The organism is Pseudemcibacter aquimaris (genome assembly GCF_028869115.1).
Taxonomy (GTDB): domain Bacteria; phylum Pseudomonadota; class Alphaproteobacteria; order Sphingomonadales; family Emcibacteraceae; genus Pseudemcibacter; species Pseudemcibacter aquimaris.
In genome coordinates this window covers 2,785,479-2,810,533 of the sequence record NZ_CP079800.1, presented here as the reverse complement: position 1 = coordinate 2,810,533, position 25,055 = coordinate 2,785,479, and the positions used below count along the sequence as shown (strand labels likewise).

General features: G+C 42.9%; 21 protein-coding genes. 16 read left to right on the top strand and 5 right to left on the bottom strand.

The features are described 5' to 3' along the window. The first annotated feature begins 1 nt into the window (after position 1). The 8 genes from ftsW (at position 2) to ftsZ (ending at position 9,529) form a co-directional block, all read left to right on the top strand. A complete protein-coding gene (gene ftsW, locus KW060_RS13175) occupies positions 2-1,150 on the top strand; it encodes a putative lipid II flippase FtsW (RefSeq protein WP_249035853.1) in 1,149 nt (382 codons plus the stop codon). After that, entirely contained in the window at positions 1,147-2,340 is a 1,194-nt protein-coding gene (gene murG / locus KW060_RS13170) for an undecaprenyldiphospho-muramoylpentapeptide beta-N-acetylglucosaminyltransferase (RefSeq protein ID WP_249035852.1), read from the top strand. Before ftsW ends, murG begins: the two co-directional genes overlap by 4 nt. Positions 2,341-2,363: 23 nt before the next feature. Further along, the gene (murC, locus tag KW060_RS13165; protein WP_420833197.1) at positions 2,364-3,767 is read left to right on the top strand and encodes a UDP-N-acetylmuramate--L-alanine ligase; all 1,404 of its coding nucleotides are present in this window, start codon (positions 2,364-2,366) and stop codon (positions 3,765-3,767) included. Positions 3,768-3,770: 3 nt separating this feature from the next. Continuing rightward, on the top strand, positions 3,771-4,688 hold the full coding sequence (gene murB, locus KW060_RS13160) for a UDP-N-acetylmuramate dehydrogenase (RefSeq protein ID WP_420833196.1): 918 nt from the start codon (positions 3,771-3,773) through the stop codon (positions 4,686-4,688). After that, the gene (locus KW060_RS13155; protein ID WP_249035849.1) at positions 4,685-5,590 is read left to right on the top strand and encodes a D-alanine--D-alanine ligase; all 906 of its coding nucleotides are present in this window, start codon (positions 4,685-4,687) and stop codon (positions 5,588-5,590) included. Before murB ends, KW060_RS13155 begins: the two co-directional genes overlap by 4 nt. After that, positions 5,578-6,462: a cell division protein FtsQ/DivIB gene (locus KW060_RS13150; protein WP_249035848.1), complete on the top strand. Its 885-nt coding sequence runs from the start codon at positions 5,578-5,580 to the stop codon at positions 6,460-6,462. Before KW060_RS13155 ends, KW060_RS13150 begins: the two co-directional genes overlap by 13 nt. Then, the gene (gene ftsA, locus KW060_RS13145; RefSeq protein ID WP_249035847.1) at positions 6,463-7,698 is read left to right on the top strand and encodes a cell division protein FtsA; all 1,236 of its coding nucleotides are present in this window, start codon (positions 6,463-6,465) and stop codon (positions 7,696-7,698) included. 196 nt (positions 7,699-7,894) lie between these two features. Beyond that, positions 7,895-9,529, top strand: a complete 1,635-nt coding sequence (gene ftsZ / locus KW060_RS13140) for a cell division protein FtsZ (RefSeq protein WP_249035846.1) — start codon at positions 7,895-7,897, stop codon at positions 9,527-9,529. A gap of 71 nt (positions 9,530-9,600) precedes the next feature. Here the strand turns inward: ftsZ and hppD are convergent, their stop codons facing one another. Then, positions 9,601-10,656 (bottom strand): 4-hydroxyphenylpyruvate dioxygenase, encoded by a 1,056-nt coding sequence (gene hppD, locus KW060_RS13135; RefSeq protein WP_420833195.1) that lies wholly within the window; start codon positions 10,654-10,656, stop codon positions 9,601-9,603. 125 nt (positions 10,657-10,781) lie between these two features. Between hppD and KW060_RS13130 the strand changes: the two genes are divergently transcribed. Continuing rightward, positions 10,782-11,255, top strand: a complete 474-nt coding sequence (locus KW060_RS13130) for an Lrp/AsnC family transcriptional regulator (RefSeq protein WP_249035844.1) — start codon at positions 10,782-10,784, stop codon at positions 11,253-11,255. A gap of 1 nt (position 11,256) precedes the next feature. On the opposite strand, the gene KW060_RS13125 is transcribed toward KW060_RS13130, so the two are convergent. Continuing rightward, on the bottom strand, positions 11,257-12,210 hold the full coding sequence (locus KW060_RS13125) for a zinc ABC transporter substrate-binding protein (protein WP_249035843.1): 954 nt from the start codon (positions 12,208-12,210) through the stop codon (positions 11,257-11,259). A gap of 218 nt (positions 12,211-12,428) precedes the next feature. Here KW060_RS13125 and KW060_RS13120 point away from each other — a divergent pair, with 218 nt between their 5' ends. From KW060_RS13120 to KW060_RS13105, 4 genes are all read left to right on the top strand, one after another. After that, complete coding sequence (locus tag KW060_RS13120; protein ID WP_249035842.1) at positions 12,429-13,199, top strand: outer membrane protein assembly factor BamD; 771 nt, start codon at positions 12,429-12,431, stop codon at positions 13,197-13,199. Positions 13,200-13,214: 15 nt separating this feature from the next. Beyond that, positions 13,215-14,885, top strand: a complete 1,671-nt coding sequence (recN, locus tag KW060_RS13115; protein WP_249035841.1) for a DNA repair protein RecN — start codon at positions 13,215-13,217, stop codon at positions 14,883-14,885. A gap of 4 nt (positions 14,886-14,889) precedes the next feature. After that, the gene (gene ligA, locus KW060_RS13110; protein WP_249035840.1) at positions 14,890-16,977 is read left to right on the top strand and encodes an NAD-dependent DNA ligase LigA; all 2,088 of its coding nucleotides are present in this window, start codon (positions 14,890-14,892) and stop codon (positions 16,975-16,977) included. A gap of 141 nt (positions 16,978-17,118) precedes the next feature. Then, positions 17,119-17,379, top strand: a complete 261-nt coding sequence (locus KW060_RS13105) for a hypothetical protein (protein ID WP_249035839.1) — start codon at positions 17,119-17,121, stop codon at positions 17,377-17,379. 33 nt (positions 17,380-17,412) lie between these two features. Here the strand turns inward: KW060_RS13105 and KW060_RS13100 are convergent, their stop codons facing one another. After that, positions 17,413-18,351 carry a 50S ribosomal protein L11 methyltransferase gene (locus tag KW060_RS13100; protein WP_249035838.1) on the bottom strand — a complete coding sequence of 313 codons (939 nt, stop codon included), beginning with the start codon at positions 18,349-18,351 and terminating at the stop codon, positions 17,413-17,415. 166 nt (positions 18,352-18,517) lie between these two features. Here KW060_RS13100 and KW060_RS13095 point away from each other — a divergent pair, with 166 nt between their 5' ends. The 3 genes from KW060_RS13095 to KW060_RS13085 are packed head-to-tail and all read left to right on the top strand — an operon-like array spanning position 18,518 to position 20,791. Beyond that, positions 18,518-19,174: a head GIN domain-containing protein gene (locus KW060_RS13095; RefSeq protein WP_249035837.1), complete on the top strand. Its 657-nt coding sequence runs from the start codon at positions 18,518-18,520 to the stop codon at positions 19,172-19,174. A 36-nt stretch (positions 19,175-19,210) separates the two neighbouring features. Continuing rightward, the gene (locus KW060_RS13090; protein ID WP_249035836.1) at positions 19,211-19,993 is read left to right on the top strand and encodes a head GIN domain-containing protein; all 783 of its coding nucleotides are present in this window, start codon (positions 19,211-19,213) and stop codon (positions 19,991-19,993) included. 15 nt (positions 19,994-20,008) lie between these two features. Then, a complete protein-coding gene (locus KW060_RS13085) occupies positions 20,009-20,791 on the top strand; it encodes a head GIN domain-containing protein (protein WP_249035835.1) in 783 nt (260 codons plus the stop codon). Here the strand turns inward: KW060_RS13085 and KW060_RS13080 are convergent, their stop codons facing one another. Continuing rightward, the gene (locus KW060_RS13080; protein ID WP_249035834.1) at positions 20,792-23,086 is read right to left on the bottom strand and encodes an ATP-dependent helicase; all 2,295 of its coding nucleotides are present in this window, start codon (positions 23,084-23,086) and stop codon (positions 20,792-20,794) included. Positions 23,087-23,144: 58 nt separating this feature from the next. Continuing rightward, the gene (locus tag KW060_RS13075; protein ID WP_249035833.1) at positions 23,145-24,926 is read right to left on the bottom strand and encodes a chloride channel protein; all 1,782 of its coding nucleotides are present in this window, start codon (positions 24,924-24,926) and stop codon (positions 23,145-23,147) included. Positions 24,927-25,055 lie beyond the last annotated feature (129 nt).

Below are 25,055 nucleotides of genomic sequence, written 5' to 3'. Positions count from 1 at the left end.
TATGTCAACATTTTCAAGAACAGATGATAGCGTATTAAGTACATGGTGGTGGACGGTTGACCGTTGGCTGCTGATGTCTATTGCGCTGTTGATCACGATCGGTATTGTGCTTGTTTTTGGCGCAAGTCCGGCGGTGGCGGAACGCATTGGATTATCCAGTTTCCATTTCGTTGAACGTCAGGTGGTGTTTCTTGTTCTGTCAATTGGTGTGATGTTTTCCGTATCCTTAATGAATCCGTTAATGGTCAGGCGAACGGGTGTGCTTTTATTTGCGGCCTGTCTCGTGTTACTGGTTGCGACATTAATTGTCGGGCCAGAGGTAAAAGGCGCGCGTCGCTGGATACCGCTAGGGTCATTTTCATTGCAGGCATCGGAATTTTTAAAACCGGCCTTTATCATTTTTACGGCATGGATGTTTTCTGAAAGCAGCCGCGTGCCGGGATTCCCGGGATGGAAAATTTCATTTGCGTCTGTGGTGCTGGTTGTCGGTCTTTTGATTGCACAGCCGGATTTTGGACAAACAATGCTAGTGTCTTTTGTTTGGGGCGTTCAGCTGTTCATGGCGGGCCTTGCGTGGTTTTGGGTTGGGGCGCTTGTGGTAACAGCGCTTGGCGGATTGTTGATTGCTTACCTGACACTTTCTCATGTGGCGGACCGTATTGACCGTTTTTTCCATCCGGAAAATGCAGACACCTATCAAGTAGATCTAGCAATCAATTCATTTAAAAATGGTGGCCTGCTTGGAACGGGGCCGGGTGAAGGTACGGTTAAAATGCGCTTACCTGATGCTCATTCAGATTATATTTTTGCGGTCGCCGGCGAAGAGTTCGGTGTTGTTGTTTGTTTGCTGATCATTGGTATTTTTGCGGTGATTGTTATCCGCGGCTTAGTGAACCTTTTAAAAGAACAGGATATGTTTACGGTGCTGGCCGTTGCAGGACTGCTTACGCAGTTTGGTATTCAGGCGTTCATCAATCTGGCGGTGAATTTATCGATCATCCCAAGTAAGGGTATGACATTACCATTTATCAGTTATGGTGGTTCATCGATGATCGCGCTTGCGATTGGGATGGGGATGATTTTATCGCTTACGCGCCGTTATAGCCAATATAAACCGGGGCAAATCAACTTGTCGTGGGGGTCAAAATGATCCGTAGACGCACAAGTCATATTGTTCTTGCGGCTGGCGGTACGGGTGGTCATATGTTCCCAGCCCTTGCTGTAGGGCAGGAATTATTGTCGCGTGGTCATCGCGTGACATTAATCACAGATAGACGTGGTCTTAAATACCGGAAACTTTTTGACGGCATCAAAATACTTGAAGTGGATAGCACCACATTTACCGGTAAAGGAATAATTGGCAAAATACTGGCGCTTCCAAAAATTTTATCCAGTATTCGTGACGCAAAATCACTTCTTAAAATGGTTGGTGCCGGTGCGGTGATTGGCTTTGGCGGCTATCCGTCATTCCCGACAATTCGTGCGGCAGCGTCCCTTGGGATACCCACTTGTTTGCATGAACAAAATGCGGTGCTTGGCCGGGTTAACAGATTGATGGCGAAATCCGTTGATGCGGTTGCATTATCGTTTGAAAATACGGACAAAGCGGATTGGCAAAGTTATAATTATGTGGCGGTTACTGGTAATCCAGTTCGTAAGGAAGTTGAAGAGATCGGCGATTTGTATTTCCCGACCCTTGGCGATGATAAAATATTCAGAATTCTTGTGATTGGCGGCAGCCAAGGTGCTAAAATTTTCAGTGAAGTGGTACCGCAAGCCATATCCACATTGCCGCGAGCATCACAGCGCAGACTTCAGGTGACGCAACAGTGTCGGGAAGAAGATATTGAATCCGTACGTGCAATTTACGCGGATACGAAAATTGCCGTTGAATTAACCACATTTATTGATGACCTGCCCAATTGTTTAAGGTGGTCGCATTTGGTGATTGGCCGTGCTGGCGCATCGACGATTGCAGAATTAACAACGGCTGGCAGGCCAGCTATTTTGGTGCCATATCCGCATGCAACAGATAATCATCAAACAGCCAATGCACGTGAGCTGTTATCCGTTGGTGGTGCGTGGCTTTATCAAAACAATGAATTTAACGCAAAGACGTTGGCGAAGGTTTTACAAAGAATGGCGCGTCATCCAAATGAGGTGTGGCAGGCGGCCGAAGAATCCAGAAAAATTGGCAAGCCATATGCTGCAAAAGATCTTGCGGATATTGTTGAAAGATTAGCGCTTGTAAAAGGCGATAAAAGCGTTATTACCGTCAACGAAATTTCAAATGAGAATAACGAAGACGTAGAAAGTAAAGGATTAGTAGCGAAAAGATGACCACGCAAATTGGATCAAATAATATCGGACATCCAACCAATATCGGAACATTGCACTTTGTCGGTATTGGCGGCATCGGCATGAGCGGCATTGCCGAAGTAATGCATAATTTCGGCTATAAAATTCAGGGCAGTGATATTTCCGAAAATGCCAATGTGAAGCGTTTACGTAAACTGGGCATTAAGGTGTTTGTCGGACAGCGCGCGGAAAACCTGGAAGGGGCATGGGGCATTGTTGTCTCAACCGCCATTAAACCTGATAATCCAGAGGTGGTCGCGGCCCGTTCCTTAAAAATGCCGCTGATCAGAAGATCAGAAATGCTTGCGGAATTAATGCGTTTAAAATGGTGTGTGTCTGTTGCTGGCACCCACGGTAAAACAACCACGACAACAATGGTGTCGGCAGTGCTTGATGAAGCAAAATATGACCCGACCGTCATCAACGGCGGTATCATTAATGCATATGGTACCAATGCGCGTCTTGGTGATGGTGACTGGATGGTGGTTGAGGCCGACGAAAGCGATGGCACATTTATTAAAATTCCATCAACCGTGGCGGTCGTGACCAACATCGATCCGGAACATCTTGATTTTTACGGTGATTTTGAAAATGCCAAGGCGGCATTTAATACATTCATTGAAAATGTACCCTTTTATGGGTTTGCGGCTATGTGTATTGACCATCCGGAAGTGCAGGCATTAATCGGTAAAATCATCGATCGCCGCATTGTCACATATGGTTTTAGCCCACAAGCCAAAGTACGCGGCACAAATGTTTCATTCAGCGAAGGATCGGCGAGGTTTGATGTGGAAATTTCAAACCGTCATAATGATGATGTTGTGATACTTGAAAAAATCACCATGCCTATGCCGGGGCGTCACAATGTATTGAATGCGCTTGCTGCCATTGCCGTGGCCCATGAACTTGGGATTTCAGATGACGTGATCCGCACTGCGTTTTCCAAATTTTCCGGCGTTAAGCGTCGCTTTACACTTGTGGATAAAGTGGATGGGGTCACGATTGTTGATGATTATGCCCATCACCCGGTTGAAATTGCATCCGTGTTAAGTGCTGCACGCGAAGCTTATAACGGCAAGGTTATCGCGATTATGCAGCCACATCGTTATACGCGTCTTGAAAGTTTATTTGATGAATTTTGTTCCTGTTTCAACGATGCGGATACCGTGATTGTATCCCCTGTATTTGAAGCCGGTGAGCAACCAATTGAGGGCGCGGATCAGGAAGCACTGATAAACGGTCTTCAAAGTGTTGGTCACCGTGATGTAAGAAAAATTGATGGGCCGGATGATATCGCAGGTCTGATTTCTGAAACGGCAGAACCGGGTGATCTGGTGATATTCCTTGGTGCCGGTAATGTGACGCAATGGGCCTATGATCTGCCGGAAGGGTTAAAAGGGATTAACTGAATGATGCCTGAAAAGCGCAACATTGATGGTGTTATTGATTTCCCTGCGGCGATTAAGGGGAAAATAGAATATGACGCGCCACTGGCTGGTCTGACATGGTTCAGAACAGGTGGTAATGCCGATATTTTATTTACGCCTGAAGACGAAGACGATTTGGCATTGTTCTTAAAAGCGTTGCCCAACGATATGCCTGTGTTGCCACTTGGTGTCGGTTCAAACATGTTAATCCGTGATGGCGGTGTTGAAGGGGCAGTTATTCGATTTGGTAAGAAATTTTCCAGCTGTTCGGTAAGTGATAATGAAATTATGGCGGGTGCTGGCACGCCTGACATCACAGTGGCCCGTAAAGCATTGGATGCATCACTTTCTGGTTTTGAATTTTTACGCGGTGTGCCGGGCACCATTGGCGGGGCATTAAAAATGAATGCTGGTGCATATGGTCGAGAGATTAAAGATATATTCAAAAGCGCCCGTACCATGGACCGTAGTGGTGATATTCATGAACTTACGTACGATGACATGGGCTTTTCATATAGAAAAACATCTGTGCCAAATGATCATATTTTCTTAAACGCTGTTTTCGAGGGCATAAAAGGTGACCCGGAAGAAATTCAATTGCGCATGAATGAAATCGGTAATGCCCGCGAAGAAAGTCAACCATTAAGAACAAGAACGGGCGGCAGTACTTTTAAAAATCCAGATGGATATTCCGCATGGAAGCTGGTTGATGAAGCAGGGTGTCGTGGTTTTAGAATTGGTGGCGCCTGCGTATCAGAGAAACATTGTAATTTCCTGATTAATGAAGGTAGCGCAACCGCACGCGATATCGAAGAACTTGGTGAAGAAGTCCGCAAGCGGGTTAAGGAAAAATCCGGCGTTGAGCTTCAGTGGGAAATTAAACGAGTAGGGCGCAAATCATGAAGAAATTTCAAAATATTTGCGTACTAAAAGGTGGATGGTCCAGTGAACGGGAAGTGTCGCTCGTGAGCGGTGCCGCCATTGCGGAAGGGCTTCGTGAAGCTGGGTATAATGTGACCGAAGTTGATGTGCAGCCAGATATCTATGAAGTTCTAACAGAATTAAAACCCGAAGCCGTTTTTAATGGTCTTCACGGTACGTGGGGTGAGGATGGCTGTGTTCAGGGAATACTTGAAACATTGAAAGTCCCATATACTCATTCCGGTGTTAAGGCATCGGCACTAGCCATGGATAAAATATTATCCAAAAAACTGTTTCATTCAATTGACATACCATGTGCGCCAGACATGATTATCCACCGTGATGAATTGTTTAAAACTGACCCAATGAAGCGTCCATTTGTGGTGAAGCCTTATAATGATGGCTCAAGCGTCGGTGTGATCATTGTGGATCATGGTGATGACTTTCACGAGAACTTAGAGGGACCGTGGAAAGATACAGAATACTTGATGGTGGAAAAATATATTCCGGGCCGTGAACTCACTGTTTCAGTGATGGGGGATAAAGCGTTATGCATCACAGAATTAAAGCCCAAGGCCGGATTTTATGATTATAAGGCCAAATATCAGGACGGTATGACGGATCATATTATTCCCGCGGATTTAAGTGATGAACAAGAACATGACTTAAAAGATATGGCGTTAAAGGCTCATAAAATTCTTGGCTGTCGCGGTGTAAGCAGATCGGATTTCAGGATGGATGGCGATGATGTTTATATTCTTGAAACCAATACGCAGCCAGGTATGACACCACTTTCGCTTGTTCCAGAGCAAGCAGCATATTTGGGTATGTCATTTTCAGAATTGGTTGGCTGGATGATGGAGGATGCATCATGCGAGCGATAAGGGAAAATGCAAATTCTGCACAAAAAACAATGCGTCGCGGTGAACAGGAAGCCATCAACCTGCGACGCCGTAGGTTGAGAATTTCTATTCTACGCGGTGTTTCTGTATTTGTAATTTGTGTGTCCATTATCAGCAGTCTTTATTTATGGCGTAGCGGGCAGATTGAAACCTGGATTAACAGTGCGGAAACTAAGGTCGAGGATAGTCTTGTGGATGCGGGGCTAACGGTAGAAAAAATTGATATCGAAGGTGAGCTTCAAACCAGCGTTGGCGAGATAATGGAAACGGCGGGTATTGAAATTGGCCAGCCATTACTTGCGGTTAATATCAAGGAAATTAAAGAGCGTATAGAGCTTTTAAATTGGGTAAAAACAGCAACGATTGCACGAAAAATGCCTGATGGTGTTGCCATAAATATTGTTGAACATCAACCGGCCGCCCTTTGGCAAGTGGATAATAAATTGTGGATTCTTTCTGATGAAGGGGTGCGCATTACGGATCAGGGGCTTGAGTATTTTTCGGATCTTCCGATGATCAGCGGCAATGGCGCCGATGATAATCTGGAAGAATTAATGATCACCGTATCACAGAATATGGAACTTTTTGACCGTGTTGAAACGGCAACGTGGGTTGGCGGTCGCAGGTGGGATTTGATCTTAAATAACGGCATTAAAATTATGCTGCCGGAAAATGGCATGGAAGTCGCCTGGCAAAACCTAATCGAATTTGAAAGGCAGGAAAAATTGCTCGCGAAAAATATATTGGCGGTTGATTTTCGCATTCAGGATAAAACGGTTGTCCGTTTAACACCGGAAGAAGCAGCAAGAAGAAGACTAATGGCAAAGACCAGTGGTAAGGGAGAAGAAATTTAAATGGCGGATCAAACTATTGCCATATTGGATGTAGGCAGCAGCAAGATTTGTTGTTTCATCGCCGAAGTGGATCCGGTGACAAACAGGCCACGAGTGATCGGCATTGGCCACCGTGAATCCAGAGGGCTTAACCTTGGTACGGTTGTGGATATGGTGGAAACGGAAAATGCCATTCGCACGGCTGTTGATGCGGCGGAAAAAATGGCGGGCGGCGCACCAATTGAAAATGTTGTTGTAAATCTTTCTGCGGGTGAGCCGAAATCAACCCAACTTGCTGTTGAGGTGGATGTTGCCGGTCATGAAATCAGCGATATTGACATTGAACGGGTTCTTAATCATGGCAGACAACATTTAAATGAACAAGAACGGTTTGTTATTCATTCAAGACCGACGAGCTATATTATTGATGGGGTAAGTGGCGTTCGTGATCCAAACGGAATGTACGGTGAAAAACTTGGTGTGGATATGCATGTCACAACCGCATCCGTTAGCCCGCTTCGAAATTTGCAGGCATGTGTGAATAATTGTCATTTAAATATGGTTGGAATTGTATTTTCGCCTTATGCATCCGGTCTTTCCACATTGGTTTCTGATGAAATGGAACTTGGTTGTATCTGTATTGATATGGGTGGGGGTGTTACGACCATCGCGGCGTTTAAGGATAATGAATTTATATATGGTGATATGGTGCCATTTGGCGGTCATCACGTAACCAAAGATATTGCACAGGGGCTTTTCACACCGATCAATTCTGCTGAAAGATTAAAAACATTATTTGGGAATTGTATGGCGGGAATGTCGACGGTTCGTAATCAGATTGATGTGACGCAAATCGGCGACAATGGTCAGGAAAATGTAACCACAATTCCACGCCGTATGTTGACGTCGATCATTGAACCGCGTGTTGAAGAAATATTTGAAATCGTTCGTGACAAAATCAGGAATGCCGGGCTGGAAAATACGGCTGGTCGCAGACTTGTCATTACGGGCGGCGGAAGCCAGCTTGGTGGTGTTGAGGAACTTGCGAAAAAGGTTTTTGGCGGCAGTGTCAGGTTAGGGCGGCCGCTTAATGTTGATGGTCTGGCCGACACGACGGCCGGTGGCGGATTTGCAACCGGTGCAGGATTGCTGATGTATATGGCAACAAAACCGGATGAACTGCATTTTGCAGAAGAAAAAAGTAAAGGTCAGGGAATTTTCGAAACGATCACAAATTGGTTTAAAGAGAATTTCTAGTTAAGTTTATTACCATAAGTTGAAAATGACTCGTATAAAGGGCAAAAATATTTGCCAAACGAATCGTAAGTTAAAAAAAACGACTCGGATTCATTTTTTTAAAGACAGCGCGAATCACTTGTTATAAAGTTACTGTTAACTGTTTGTTAAAGAAGAATGAATCCAGATTTAGCAATAAGAATCCTGGGAGGTTAAGATGACAATTGAATTTACATCGCCGGAATTAACGGAACTAACACCAAAAATTACTGTGTTTGGTGTCGGCGGTGCAGGTGGGAATGCTGTTAACAACATGGTTAACTCCTCACTTAAGGGGGTTGATTTTGTCTGTGCAAATACGGATGCGCAGGCATTAAGTCATTCCCTTGCCGAACAAAAAATACAGCTGGGTGCTGAACTGACACAAGGGTTGGGCGCAGGTGCCCGTCCGGAAGTTGGCCGTGCAGCCGCAGAAGAAACAATGGACGCTATTGAAGAGCATCTTGAAGGGTGCCATATGGTGTTTATCACAGCCGGAATGGGTGGTGGTACGGGTACGGGTGCTGCGCCGATGATCGCACAAAAAGCACGTGAAAAGGGTATCCTGACCGTTGGTGTTGTTACCAAACCTTTCCAGTTCGAAGGTGGTCGCCGCATGAACCTTGCGGAAGATGGAATTTCAGAACTGTCAAAGCATGTTGATACGCTGATTATTATTCCAAACCAGAACTTGTTTAGAATTGCAAATGAACGCACAACATTTGCCGATGCCTTTGCGATGGCGGATGAAGTGTTGCATTCAGGTGTTCGTGGTGTAACGGATCTTATGATGTTGCCGGGCCTTGTTAACCTTGATTTTGCCGATGTTCGCACAGTGATGAGCGAAATGGGTAAAGCAATGATGGGTACTGGTGAGGCAGAAGGTGAAAACCGTGCGCTAGAAGCAGCTGAAGCAGCCATTTCAAACCCACTTCTTGATGAAGTGTCCATGAAAGGTGCGCAAGGCGTTCTGATAAATATTACAGGTGGTATGGACCTGACGCTGTTTGAAGTGGACGAAGCAGCAAACCGTATTCGCGGTGAAGTTGATCCAGAAGCAAATATCCTTGTGGGTTCTGCATTAGACGCAAATCTTGATGGTAAGATGCGTGTTTCTGTGGTGGCAACTGGTATTGAAGCCAGTTCAATGCCAAAGGCAGAAATTCCACAAAAAACATATAGTCATCAGCGTCCTGAAACGCCAAAGATAGAAGAAAAGCCAGCTGAGCCAGTAGAAGAAGTTAAAACGGAAGAAGAGCTGCTTGATCTTGTGGATGAAGCGGCACCAGAGCCAATGGAGCTTGTTGATCAAATTCGTGAAGAGCAAGTTCAAAAAGAAGAGCCTGTTTTAGAAGAGAAGCCGGTAGAAGAAAATATCGCTGAAGACCGCGATGCCCCTTTTATTGCGCCTGAGCCAACAATGCCGGAAGAGCCGATTGAAGTTAAAATGGCGGAACCGGAAATTATTGCTGAGCCAGAACCAGAAGTAAAACCGGCGAAAGTGGAAAAACAGCCAAGACAAAAACTTGGTCTTTTCCAAAACCTTCTTGGCAATAAGAAAGAGCCTGCTGTTTCAAAAGAGCCAGTTATTAAAAACGAACCAACCGTTCAAAAGAAGCCGATCATTAAGCAAGAGCCATCAATGAAACAGGGTGATATGCTTGATTTTGAAAGCACGGCTGAACTTGAGCTTTCTATTGAAGCAGAGCAGCCAAAACCGGAACTTGTTGTTTCAAAAGAGCCAGAAATAAAGCAACCGGAAAAAGAAGATCATCTTGAAATTCCGGCCTTCTTAAGGCGCCAGGCTAACTAAATTAAAGTTTATAAAATGAAAAAAGGCGGCTTATATAAGCCGCCTTTCTTTTTGTCTTATCGTAACCTTTATTAGATTACACCGCGTCTCATTTGATCAAGTTCGATTGATTCAAACAACGCTTTGAAGTTACCCTCACCAAAACCTTCGTTGCCTTTTCTTTGGATGATCTCAAAGAAGATCGGGCCAATAACAGTATCAGTAAAGATTTGCAGTAAAATGCCGTCATCTTTACCGCCATCAATAAGAATACGACGTTTGCGTAGCTCTTCAACGTCTTCTGCATGTTGGTCGATACGGTCATCAATGAGGTCATAATAGGTGTCAATCGTATCCTGAAGCGGTACGTTTCGGGATTTAAGTGTATCAACCGTCTTATAAATATCATTGGTATAAAGTGCGATGTGTTGAATGCCTTCGCCGCGATATTCGTTAAGATATTCAACGATTTGTGATTGGTTATCCTTTGATTCATTCAGCGGAATGTGAATCTGACCGCATGGGCTTGTCATAGCCTTACTTGTAAGACCTGTTTTTTGGCCATCGATATCAAAGAACTTTAACTCTCTAAAGTTAAAGATACGCTCGTAGAAATCAGCCCAGTAGCTCATACGGCCCGTATAAACATTGTGGGTTAGATGATCGATGAATTCAAAGCCAGTGTCAGCGATTTCGGTGACGTTGTCATCTTCGCATGGCACAAAATCCACGTCATAAATTGTATTTTCACCGTAACGGTCCACAAGATAAAGACGGCTGCCGCCGATGCCTTCGATTGCAGGGATGTATAGTTCCATTGGTGCTACTTCTTGCACAACTGGGTTTGCGCCTTGTGCGATGGCGTGGTCGTATGCTTCTTTTGAATTACGAACACGGAATGCCATTGCGCAAATGCTTGGTCCATGGGCAAAAGCATAACGCTGTGCGAAACTGTTAGGTTCTGCGTTAATCAGGAAATTAACGCCGCCAGCTTTGTGAAGGGTTACGTTCTTTGAACGATGCTTGGCAACCATTTTAAAACCAAGTTGATTAAATAGTTCTCTTAATTTTTCTGGTTCAGGAGATGCATACTCTACAAATTCAAAACCATCTACACCCATCGGATTGTCAAATAAATCAGCCAAAATCTTATCCTTCGCTTTATTGTTGAAATTGACGGAATTATACACCGAAATTGGTGAAATTTTGTTTTTAAATTCGTGCAAAATTGGATATAATTGAAATTATAATTCAAAAATAAGGTTATATATAAATGTCAATTTCACTTGATAATTCTGATGTAAAGATCTTAAATCTTATACAAGCTGATGCCACACTTACAAATCAGGACATCGCAGAAATAACCGGTGTATCCGCCACTTCGGTTTGGAGACGCATAAAAAACCTTGAAGATGTAGGCATCATTAAAGGGACAGTCGCCCTACTTGACCGTAAAAAAACGGCATTAAACGTATCAGCGATCATACATGTAAGACTAAGCCGACATGGTGAAGATACCAGAATGGAATTTGAAAATTTTATCGAAGGTCGCCCGGAAGTAACGGAATGTTATGCCATTCTTGGACAACATGATTATGCGCTGACAGTAGTGGTTCCGGATGTAGAAAAATTTGAAAAGTTTTTGGCGGGTCATTTATTAAATCACCCGCTCATTTCTGAATCGACGTCATTTTTCACCCTAAGGCAGGTAAAATATACGACAGCATTACCGCTTGAACTGCAGTGAATTAATTGTCACCAAACATGGCATTGTCATCTTTTTCATGACAGTCCAAAATACTTTGTGTGATTTCAAACATTAATTGAAGATAGCTTTGCGGCCCGGCTTCCAAGTATTGACCAAGATGGTCAACGACACCATACCCGGTATCCATTTCACCCATCACAGCCATGGCGATTTTTGGGTGGGTTCCTGGAATGGCAAGCACGCAGGCAACGTTTTTCTCTTCTGCGATTCTTTTAAGTGCAGTCAGATGTTTCACACTTGGTGTTTCATCTGCATGCAGCTGGATCGCGCCCATACTTCTTAAGGAGTAAGCACGTTCATAATATTGGAATGCATCATGATATACGATCATTGCGCTGTCACGCAGCGGTCTTAGAAGTTCTCTGATGAGTTCTTCTTGCTCATAAAGCTCTCTCTTTAATGATTGCGCGTTACGGGCGTAATGAATTGAATTCATTGGGTCAAGTTCAGAAAGGGTTTCTTGGATGATATCAACAATACGTCTTGTGTTAGAAGGGTCTAACCAAATATGAAGATCTACATCACTATGATGGTGTTCATCCTCTAGATCGCCTTCGCTAAACCATACTTTACTGTCGCGGTATGGATATAGCTTAATACCTTCTTGTTCTGCCAAGATAATCGCATTTAATGATGATCTGTTAACAAGAGATGCGGATTTTAGGAATGTTTCGAATTTAGGGGAAATGTAAAACAAGACATCCGCATCAACGATCTTTTTTAAATCGGAAGGACGCATTCTGAAAATATGTGGCGTGACGCCACCATTTACCAATAGCTCCACTTCGCCACGGTCGCCCATTACACGTGCTGCAAGAGAATGGATTGGTTTGATGCTTGTAACAACTTTAAGGTCTTTTGCATTTGCGTTTACTGTGCCCAATGTAATTACAGTAATAGCCGCTAACGCGAATAATTTAATAAATGATTTCATTTATACCTTCTATAAAGATTCGTAATTGTTATTATATAACATTTTTATTTGCATTGGCAAATAGTCAATTTTGAACGATATTACAATAGTCTGTTTAAGTTTTTTTCCAAAATGTAAAAAATTAGGCTACTAATTAAATTAGCAGTGGTGATTTTCACTTGAAGCGTGGTATATATTTGCGATATTGATTTTTCTGCAAATTGAAAATTGGAAAAAGTATGAACTTCAGGCTCTCAAAAGCATTCATAAAAAATATTTCAGTCGCACTGGTTGCAATAATCGGTCTTAGCGCTTGTGGTGGCGGGACGTTGCAGTATCGTGATCTTCCTGTTGAGCAATTATATGTTGAGGCTCAGAAATATAGTGACCGTGGACAATGGAAGTTTGCTGCCGTTGCATTTGACGAGGTTGAAAGACAGCATCCATATTCTGTTTGGGCGACACGGTCAAAATTAATGTCTGCCTATGCCCATTACATGGCAAATAATTATGAAGATGCGATTTTGACAGCACAAAGATATCTTGCGCTTCATCCGGGTAATAAAAATGCGGCATATGCCAGATATATCGTTGCGCAAAGTTATTATGAACAAATTGCAGATGTCAGACGCGATCAAATGAACACAGAGCTTGCTTTATTTTCATTTAACGAAGTGATCAGACTTCATCCTGATTCTGATTATGCCAAAGATGCCCGCGTAAAAATTGAACTTACACTTGACCATTTGGCGGGTAAGCAAATGGAAATCGGCCGTTTTTATCAATCAACGGGTGACTTTTTTGCTGCCATTGGACGTTTTAATAATGTGGTGGATGAATATGAAACTACCAGCCATACCGCAGAAGCCTTACACAGAATCACAGAAGCATATTTGGCACTTGGGATTGTGATTGAAGCCAGAAAATCGGCAGAGGTTCTTGCGCTAAATTATCCTGATAGCGAATGGAACGGGTATAGCCAGAATCTATTGCAGCGTTATTCAAATTAATAGGTGAAATGATCTATGATTGTTTCGCTCACGATCAAGGATATTGTTCTTATTGACCGCCTTCAAATGGATTTTGAAGACGGTCTTTCAGTATTAAGTGGTGAAACAGGGGCTGGGAAATCTATTCTTCTTTCCGGTATTGGCCTTGCGATCGGGGCAAGAAGTGGCCGTGAAATTATCAGACAAGGACAGGACCAAGGTTCTGTGACGGCTGAGTTTTCATTGTCAGAAGATCATAGAATATGGGATGTCCTGAATGATCAGGGACTGGATCACGAAGATGGTCAATTGATTCTTCGTCGTGTGATTGGAAAAGATGGCCGTAGTCGCGCATTCATTAATGACCAATCCGTAAGCATTACACTTCTTAGACAAATTGGTGAAACACTTGTTGAAATTCATGGGCAGCATGATGAAAGAGGATTGCTTAATCCATCGGGGCATAGAAGTCTTCTTGATGATTTTGGTGATTATCAGGAATTGCATATAAAAGTACGAAATAATTTTGATAATTTAACGGCTCTTCAGGATGAACTTGCCGATGAACAAGCAAAATTAGAGCAAGCAAAACAAGACGAGGATTATATCAGATATAATCTGGAAGAACTTGATCAGCTAAACCCGCAGGAAGGCGAAGAAGAAGAGCTTGCCAAAGAGCGCACCCGAATGATGCAGGGCGAAAACTTATCAGAGGGGCTTGGTGAACTGCTCAATAAGTTATTATCCGATAAAGGGGTAGATACGGTCTTAAGGGCGACAATCCGTAAAATGGAACGGATGGCGGCACAAGCACCGGGTTTATTAGAAGGCGTATCTGAAAATCTTGACCGTGCGGCCAATGAAACGGCAGATGCGATTGCGGAACTAGAAGAGATTATCCGTAATCTTGAATTTAATCCTTATGATCTTGAAAACACGGAAGAAAGGCTTTTCGCATTAAGGGCCGCAGCGCGTAAGCACAATTGTCAAGCGGATCAATTGCCGGCCTTAAAAGCCGAATTTGAAGAAAAACTAAGCACAATTCAATATGGCGATGAAGAGGTTAGAAGGCTGACTGAAGATGTTTATCGTGCGCAAACAATATTCGAGGCCAATGTGGAAAAACTGTCCAAAGAACGCGAAATGGCTGCGGCGATATTAGATGCGCAAGTGAATGAAGAACTACCGGCGCTGAAAATGGACAAGGCAGAATTTAAAACATTTTTGGAACCGCTTGATAAAGAACATTGGAACGGCGAGGGCGGTGAACGTATTGATTTCAGGGTTTCCACAAACCCTGGCGCACCATTTGGCGGCCTAGTTAAAATTGCATCGGGCGGTGAACTATCCCGGTTTATCCTTGCGTTAAAAGTGGTGCTAGCCAGAAAAACAAGTGTTGCCACACTTATATTTGATGAAATTGATCAGGGCGTTGGTGGTGCTGTTGCCAATGCGGTTGGTGAAAGGCTTTCTGAACTTTCCGATAAGGGACAGATTTTAGTGATAACGCATTCACCGCAAGTAGCCGCCCGCGGCAAAAATCACTGGTTAATAAAGAAAGCGGCCAATGAATCAGATGGTCCGGTCACAACGGCTGTAACACCGCTTTCTGATGACTTAAGACGCGAAGAAATTGCACGCATGCTTGCGGGTGCTGAAATCACCAACGAGGCCCGCGCCGCTGCAGATAATCTTCTGGATTGGTAAATATATGAGCGATTTTAGCAATACACCTATTGATGAACTTGATAGCAATGCTGCGGAACATGAACTTGAACGCCTTGCGAAAGAAATAGCTCGTCATGATGAACTTTACCATAACAATGATAATCCGGAAATTAGTGATGCGGATTATGATTTATTACGTATCCGTAATGAAAAAATAGAAAAGAAATTCCCGTTACTTATCCGCCCGGATAGCCCAAGCAGAAAAGTTGGCAGTATTCCCAAAAGCGGATTTCAGAAAGTTGACCATGTTAAGCCGATGCTGTCGCTTGATAATGCTTTTTCAGCAGAAGATGTCCATGATTTTGCAGGACGTATCAAGCGATTTTTAAATCTGGAAGAAACAGCAGAAATTGAAATTCTGGCTGAGCCAAAAATCGATGGCCTTTCGGCAGCACTTAGATACGAAAAAGGTGTTTTTGTGCAGGGTTTAACCCGTGGTGATGGCAAAACGGGTGAGGATATAACAGAAAATCTGAAAACCATTGATCAAATCCCACATAGTTTATCCGGTGATGAATGGCCAGATGTGGTTGAAGTCCGCGGCGAAGTTTATATGGCCAAGGATGATTTTGAAACCTTGAACAAAAGCCAAATCGCAGCAGATAAACAACCCTTTGCAAACCCGCGCAACGCGGCGGCAGGTTCCTTAAGACAGCTTGATAGTAGTATTACAAAATCAAGGTCATTAAAGTTTTTTGCTTATAGCTGGGGTGACCTGTCAGCGCCACTTGGTGAAACACAAGATCAGGCGATAGAAAAGTTTAAAAAGTGGGGCTTTACCACAAACGATATGGTTTATGTGAACAGTGATGTCGATGAAATTATCAAACATTACGAAATGATTTCAGATAAACGTGCTTCATTAAATTATGATATTGATGGTGTGGTTTATAAGGTTAACCGCCTTGATTACCAGGAACGTCTTGGTATGGTGGCGCGAGCGCCAAGATGGGCGATTGCCCATAAGTTTCCGGCAGAAAAAGCAAAAACCATATTGAAAACAGTGGACTATCAGGTTGGTCGAACGGGTGCAATTACCCCTGTTGCAAGGTTGGATCCAATTACCGTTGGCGGTGTGGTGGTGTCCAATGCAACGCTTCATAATGCCGATGAAATTGAACGTCTGGGCATTAAAATTGGTGATGAAGTTGTCGTGCAACGTGCTGGTGATGTTATTCCGCAAGTGGTGGAAGTCGCCTCTACTAATGAAAAAAATGAAGCCGTTAAATTTCCAACGGAATGCCCATCATGCAGCAGTCATTTGATCCGCGAAGGGGATGATGTTGTCTGGCGCTGTTCTGGCGGACTTATATGTCCCGCGCAACGTGTGGAACGGCTTCGTCATTTTGTCTCGCGTAATGCGTTTGATATTGACGGGCTTGGCAATAAGCAAATCGAGTTTTTCTTTAAAGAAGGCATGATCGAAAGTCCGGCTGATATTTTTAGGTTGGAAAAAAATGATAATGATGCGCCATTAACATCACTTAAAAACCGTGATGGTTGGGGCGAATTGTCAGTTACTAATCTATGGAATGCCATAAATGAAAAACGCAATATTCCCATGGACCGTTTTTTATTCTCGCTCGGGATTCGTCATTTAGGACAACAAAACGCAAGATTGATGTGTTTGAATTATTTGACCATCGATAATTTCCTGCAAAATATAATTGCGGCCACAGATAGGGAAAGTAACGAGTATCAATTGCTGTTGGATATTGATGGCATAGGTGAAAAAGTGGCGGATGCCATAATTGATTTCTTTGATGAACCGCAAAATATGGACGTGGTAAATGATTTACTTAATCAAATTACTGTCGAGGAATTTACACCACCGGAAACAGGAAATTCGGAAATTGCCGGTAAAACAATCGTTTTCACTGGCAAGCTCGAAAAAATGAGCAGACAAGAAGCAAAAGCATCCGCAGAAAATCTGGGGGCTAAAGTTTCTGGTTCTGTATCAAAGAAGACAGATATACTTGTTGCGGGGCCAGGTGCGGGTTCAAAGTTAAAGAAAGCAAATGACCTTGGAATCAAGACGTTAACCGAACAAGAATGGCTTGATATTATTTAATATATTTAGCTATGCATTTTTTGCATGCCTGTAAAGTGATTTTTCCTACTACTCATACCATATGAACATGGACTATATCCTGCCTCACAAGATGATGAACATCTTATGAGATTAATATTCAGCAGATTTAAGGATAGATCAATGACATATATATTCGACACATATAACTTCATGGATCTGTTGAAGGACAAGAAATATGTACCTGAGGCAGATGTAACAGAAACAACATACACACAGGATATCAATGAAATGATTGATACTGTTTCAGCGTTTGTGAAAAGCCGTACAGAAGATTATGACTTTATGGATCTTCTTGGCGACAAAGGTTACCAATCAGTCAATGATAACTGGGTGAAATCACACAGTAATGACAACCAATCGACGTTGGAAGTAGCGTCATAAAAAATAATAAATGCGGTTTCATGCGTGCCGCATTTATTCATTCATATCTAAAACAAGCGTTACCCATTCATTGATCGGGTAGCGCTTTTTTAGTATCCAGCCATGTTTTTTATAAGCGCCCAGCACGTCATCTTCTTGGGTTTGTAATAATCCGGAAAGAACAAGGGTTCCAGTATCCTTTAAATGCGATGTGATATCAGGGGCAAGCATTTGAAGTGGTTTCGCAAGAATATTGGCAACCGTAATATCATAAGGCGCGTTTGATTTTATTGCGTCATGTTCATAACCATCACTGGTAACCGCAAGAATGCCGGAACCATTTTCCCCTTCGTTCAAGGCGGTAATGTTATTCATTCTTATATTGTCTTTGGCCGTTTCAACGGACACTGGATCAATATCACTGGCGATAATTTGAATATCCCAGTATTTCGCCATGGCAATGGCGAGAACACCACTGCCGCATCCAAGATCCAAAATGGACGCAGGGTTTAATTCATCACAAAGATCACTGATCGCAAGCAAACAGCCGTTGGTTGTTTCATGGCTTCCGGTGCCGAATGCTTGTCCGGCTTCCATTTGAATGGCAAGCTTTCCTTCGGGAATGCTGTCCGCATCATGGCTTCCGTATAGATGAAATTTTCCTGCTGTGATCGGTTTAAGCATTTTTTGCGATTCGGCGACCCAGTTCTTTTCTTCGAGCAATTCAACATCAGCATTTGGTGCAGAAATTCCCATAACAGATGCCATGTTTTCGATGTTATTTTGCAAAATGGACATGTCAGGTTCGATATTCAAATAACATTCCATCAGCTTGTTATCTGTATCGCCCTTGATTTCAAAGGCGGCGAGTGATGGAAATTCATCATCATATGTCGCGTATAGAATTTCTTCCAATGCAGGTAAAAATGCGATGGGGGAAATGATGCTGATTTTCCATGTTTTTGGATTCGAAAGTTCTTTGTTGTCGGTCATTATTTATCCATTCAGCGGTACAATAATACGGAATATATCCTTATTTCATGCGGTTTTAGTTGTCGTTTTGCGATGAAATGCATTCAAAATGAGATAAGCCGTCTTTCGTCCTATTGTGCCGTTTTTGTCCGTTTAATATAATGGCAATCTATAGGAGATACCCGATATGGCAATTAAATTTTCAAAGTTTTTTATCATAAATGCATTTCTAGCAACCACGTTTGTAGCAGGTGCAAATGCACAAGAAGCATTCGTTGAACATGATCTGGAAGGATTTGATAAAATCCGCCTGGATGAAGTTGGCATTGAGCTAGATGTAAATGTTGGCGAAGATTTTGAAATTATTGCTGAGGGTGACGAAGAGTTACTAGAACACCTTATGTTCCGCGTAAGAGGCGACAAACTGGTTATTTATAAAGACGGCGGCAAAAAAGTGTGGGATCACAGCGGCAATGACAGCCCGAAAGTGACCGTTAATATGCCATCATTTACCGGTCTTGATCTTAAAGGTGCGGTTGATGCAGAGATTAAAGGTGTTGATAGTGACGAAGTGGAATTTGACCTAAAAGGCGCAGGCAATATTGAAGTCGAAGGTACATGTAACTGGCTGATTATCGATTTGAAAGGTGCCGGCAACGTAGAAGCCGATGAGCTTATTTGCAAAAAGGTCGATGTAGATTTGAAGGGTGCTGGCAATATTGAAGTATTTGCCAGCGAAGAAGTAGATGCCGAAATTAGAGGCATGGGGAACATAGATGTCTATGGTAATCCGGAAAACGTAACAAAAAGTGATGGATGGTTTAGCAATATTTCAATCCATTAATATTTAAAAATACGGAAGATAATCCAGGAGGTTATTATGAACAAATTGATTAAACTAGCCGGTGTATCCGGCGCGGCCCTAACGGCGGCACTTTATGCAGCATCCGTCACTGAATCAGTGGCAGCGGATATTACAAAAAGTTCTGATCTTAGCGGCTTTACTAAAGTACAGCTTAACACATCATCTGATGTAAACATTAAAATGGGAAATGATTATTCCGTTGAAATGGTTGGTGATGAAGAACGTATTGGTAATACAATCCTTGAAATTAAAGGCGACACTTTAAAAATCAAACATAAAAAAGGTAATTTCAATTATGACCATGATCAAGATATGGTTGTAAACATTGTAATGCCAAACATCGAAGCCATGAAAATCAATGGTTCTGGTGATGCGGTCATTACAGGCGTTGATAATGAATCCCTTGAATTAAACATCAATGGTTCTGGTGATATGGATGTTGATGGTAAAACAGAAGAACTGGATATCAGCATTAACGGTTCTGGCGATATTTCCATGGATGAAGTCGATGGTAAAAATGTTGAAATTTCCATTAATGGTTCCGGCGATGTGATGCTAAACGGCGGCGTTTGCCAGTCACTTGAAATAGATATTCATGGGTCAGGCGACGTTGAAGCAAGAGATATGAAATGCGAAGATGTGAATGTAGATGTTTCAGGATCAGGCGATAGCGAAGTATATGCGAGCAATTCACTGACCTTTGATAGTCATGGTTCCGGTGAAGTAGAGGTTTACGGCAAGCCACAAACTGTGATAGACCATGAAGCTAAGCGTAGAAGCAAAATTAGAATTCACTAATCGGTAGTTAGTTTTATGTCTATGAAGTATTCAAATATATTAATGCCAGCGGCCATATCCATGGCCGCTATAGCTGCTCCGGCAAATGCCGAAGACCGTAAACTCATTACAGATATTGATGATTTCATTGAAGTTCAACTTAACACCTCTTCTGATGTTCATATTACAATAGAAGATGAATATTCAATTGAGCTTGTTGGTGACGCTGATGCCATTGAAAAAATGGTTCTAAAAAGACGCAGCGATGCTTTACAGATTAACAGCAAAAGTAGCGGTTGGTTTGGCTTTGGTCGCGGCAATAGTGGTTCTGTAACTGTCTTTATTACCATGCCGGATCTTGAAGAGCTTGAAATCAATGGGTCTGGTAATGTGGAAATTAATGATCTTGATAATGATCAAATTGAATTAAGCATTAATGGTTCCGGTGATATTTTCATGAAAGGCAGCAGCAACCAGGTAACCATTGATATCAATGGTTCCGGTGATGTTGAACTTGATGAAATTACTGGTGATGATGTTGAAATTGATATTCATGGTTCCGGTAATGTAGATATTGATGGCGGCACATGTAATTCAATGGAAATTGATATTAATGGCTCCGGTGATGTGGATGCCAAGGATCTTATTTGCAAGGAAGTCACTGTTGATGTTTCCGGATCCGGTAACAGCATGGTTTATGCCGTTGAAAAATTAGAATTTGATGGCAGTGGTTCTGGCAGCGTTGATGTGTTCGGCAGACCGGAAGAGGTCATCGATCATCAGGCAAAACGAAACAGCAAGATTAAGATCCGTAACTAATCAGGCGGGCTTGATAAAACTGTCCATCACTTTACGGGATGAGCCCATTTCAAAATCAATCATCAATTTATTGCCATCAATTGATGTGACCTTGCCGTAACCAAATTTATCGTGAAAGACGCGGTCGCCAATCGAATATTCAGATTGGATGATCTTGGTTTTACGTGCGCTTGATGTTGGTCGTTTTTTCGCTTTGCTGCGGTCCAGTTGATAATTTTCGCGCCCTTCACCGAAATTGAAACCCAAATTTGGTGCGGCATCAAAACTGCGGCCAAAGGTGCCGTGATCAAGTTTGCTTAAACCTTGTTGGCCATGACGTTCAATATGTTCATCTGGCAGTTCTGCGATGAAGCGGGATGGAATAGGTGACATATAATTGCCGAACATATAACGGCTAGCGGCATAGAAAATATGGGCACGTTTTTTCGCCCGTGTGATACCGACGTAAGCAAGACGGCGCTCTTCTTCAAGTCCCTTTTCACCATGTTCATCGATTGATTTCTTACTTGGGAACAGCTCTTCTTCCCAACCGGGTAAGAAAACGGTATCAAATTCAAGTCCTTTTGACCCATGCAGCGTCATGATGCTGACACTGTCATATTGGCTTTCGGCTGTATTTTCCATCACAAGCGATATATGTTCCAGAAACTCTTCCAGATTTTCAAAGGCTTCCATACCGCGCAGAAGTTCTGATAAATTTTCAAGCTTGCCCGGGGCATCCGGCGATTTATCATTTTTCCACTTGTCGTAATAACCACTTTCTTCAAGGATAGTATCGGTTAAATCAATATGGCTCGTGTCCGTAGATAGTGAACGCCAACGGTCAAAATCGGCGATTAATTTGGTTAGTGAATTTCGTGCTTTTTTCGGAATTTCTTCCGTTTCAATAATATCCCGGGACGCGCGCATTAATGATGTGCTGCTCGCACGGGCAATGCGGTGAAGTTTCGCGACCGTACTGTCACCAATGCCGCGCTTGGGCACGTTGATAATACGTTCAAAGGCAAGATCATCATCCTGATTATTGATCACGCGTAAATATGCCATCGCATCACGGATTTCCGCACGTTCATAGAAGCGGACCCCGCCAATGATACGGTATGGAATACCAAGTGTTAAAAAATTTTCTTCAAATTCACGGGTTTGGAAACCAGCACGAACAAGCACAGCCATTTCATTAAGGGGGGCCTTTTTTCTTTGAAGGTCTTCTACCATATCACCGATGGCACGGGCTTCTGCGCGGCCATCCCATACGGCGTTTATGGATACTTTTTCACCGCCATTTTCTGCGGTCCAAAGCGTTTTGCCAAGGCGGTCTTGATTGCTGTTGATCAAGCCGCTCGCGGCACCAAGAATATGTGTGGTTGAACGGTAATTTTGTTCAAGGCGGACAACTTTGGCCCCTTCGAAATCTTTTTCGAAGCGCAGGATATTCCCAACTTCTGCGCCGCGCCAACCGTAAATTGATTGGTCATCATCACCAACGCAGCAAATATTTTTATGGGCCATGGCAAGTAACCTTAGCCATAAATACTGCGAAATGTTGGTATCCTGATATTCATCAATCAAAATATATCTGAAACGGTTTTGATATTCGCGTAACACATCTGGGTGTTTTTGGAACATATTGACACATAACAGGATCAAATCACCAAAATCCGCGGCGTTTAATTCTTTAAGTCTTGCTTGATAGGCCGCATATAATTTTATGCCCTGCCCATCGGCATAAGAATGTGCCTCATTCGCGGGTACTTGGTCGGGAAGGAACCCTTTATTTTTCCAGCTGTCGATTAGGCCTGCGAGCATACGCGGCGGGTATCTTTTTTCATCAATATCTGCAGCGCGGATAAGCTGTTTTAATAGTCTGATTTGATCATCCTGATCCAGAATGGTGAAATTGGGACCAAGTCCGGCGAGGTCCGCATGACGGCGCAGTATTTTCACGCAAATGGAATGGAATGTTCCAAGCCAGAACATGCTTTCTACGGCATCGCCAATGATCGATCCGACACGTTCTTTCATTTCCATCGCCGCTTTATTGGTAAAGGTTACTGCCAAGATTTGATTGGGAAAGGCGCGGCCTGTTGCCAAAATATGTGCGAGCCTTGTTGTAAGAACGCGTGTTTTTCCCGTTCCGGCACCCGCAAGCACCAACAGCGGGCCATCAACGCTTTCGATTGCTTCTGTTTGTGGTTCATTTAACCCTTCCAGATAAAAAGGTGGCACGGCCGCACGCGCTTCTTCTGCAGGTGAGGGAGTTTCGGTTAAATTATCAAGGTCAAATGGATCAGACATGGGATCATATATACCCTAGTTCTGAAAAAATGACAGATGAAAAAAACGGAATTAAAAATTATTCCTGATCGGCTTCGATCAGGACACGGTTATAGGTCCTAAGCAGATTTCTTTGGGATACAACACCAAGAATATTGGTGGGGTCATCATCGGCAATAACAGCAATTCTTTCTTCGCCGGTTTGCTTAAATAAATATATGGCCTGTTCCAAAGTATCATTCGGGGAAAGGTGGAAATTTTGCTGATGGCAGATCATTTCCGCGGTTAGCTCTTCATCCGTAGTATCTCTGTTAAGCCCTTCACGTAATTCATCGATGGTAATAATGCCGCGTATGTTAAATTTATCACCAACCACAAAAAGATTATTTTTGTTTTTGTTAAGTAGTAATTCCTTTACTCGGTCAATATTTGTATCGGTACCAACGGTCGAAAAATCATGGGTCATAATTTTCCTTATGGATATTTGCCTACTTAGGGTTTGTGCACGGCTTCCTTCAAGATCTTTACCGCTTCGTTTTAATTGTAAGTGGAAAAAGGATGATGCCTTTAAATAATGATTGGTGATCAGGTTGGCGGTGACAACCGCAGCCATCAATGCAAGGGTAATTTGATAATCGCCAGTTAATTCAAAAATAATCAAAATGGTTGATATAGGCGCGCCGAGAATGGCCGATGAAACAGCGCCCATGCCCACGATGGCATAAAGGCCGTTACTGCTTGCCAGATCAGGCTGTGCCATTGTGGCGAAATAGCCAAATGTGCTACCGACCACGGCACCTAGCAGAATAGATGGACTAAAGATGCCGGAACCATATCTGAAGGCAAGACAAATTGATGTTGCTGCAATTTTTGCAACAATCAAAATAATCAACAGATCAATTGAAATGATGTTCTTAAGGGCAGCGTCAGTCGTGCCGTATCCTGCACCCAGAATATAAGGGCAAAGAATAGCGATAAGACCAATACCAACACCACCAATTGGTGGTTTCGCCCAATGGGGTATCGGAAGTTTTGACGCCAAATCATCTGTAAAGAATATAGACTTTATCATGATGATGGCGACAAGCGCACTAACAGCACCCAGCATAAGGAATGCCGGAAATTCCAAGAAGCTGACAATCTGATAGTCAGGAATGTTAAAGGCGGGAAAATCACCAAAATGGATGCGTGAAATAATCGCTGCAGTCACTGATGAAATCACGATCGGCGCAAATGCATGAAGTGCATAATTGCCAAGTATAACCTCAAGTGCAAAGAAAACACCGGCAATAGGTGCATTAAATGATGCGGAAATCGCCGCCGCAACACCGCATCCGAATAATGTTCTGCACATTCTATTTGATAAATGAAGCTTCGATGATACCCACGATGATAACGTCGCCCCCAGATGCACAACCGGTCCTTCACGACCCGCACCGGATCCGGTGCCTAGGGCAACGGCAGCTGTGATGGCGCTGAATATGCCATCTTTGGTGTTCATTTTCGTATTGTGGTATGTGTTTGCGTCCATTACTTCGGCAATGGCGCCTGCTTTTTTCTCACCCATGAACAAGAAATAAATAATGCTGATGATGACACCGCCAGATATGGTTGAACTCATGATTTGCCACCATTCAAGTGTGGTGACATATTCATAAATATTCTCTTCAAATGTACCTAGTGCGAATAGCTGGGTTATATGAATTAGATAGCGAAAACCAATGGCTGCATAAGCAACAAGTGCACCAACAAAAACAGCGAGCAGCACGCCGGTGACTTTATCATGGATATTGATATAGTTCCGTATGCGTATCTGGCTTTGGATAAATTGCCTTTTTATTGTGCTGTTTTTATCGGCCATATTGTTAAATTTATTCCCTCGTACTACAAATATACATATTATTCATAATATGTTGACCAATTATTGCCACTATTTTCGTGTTATGTATAATTATGGTGATATGATTTAACAGTAAATCATTATTAAATC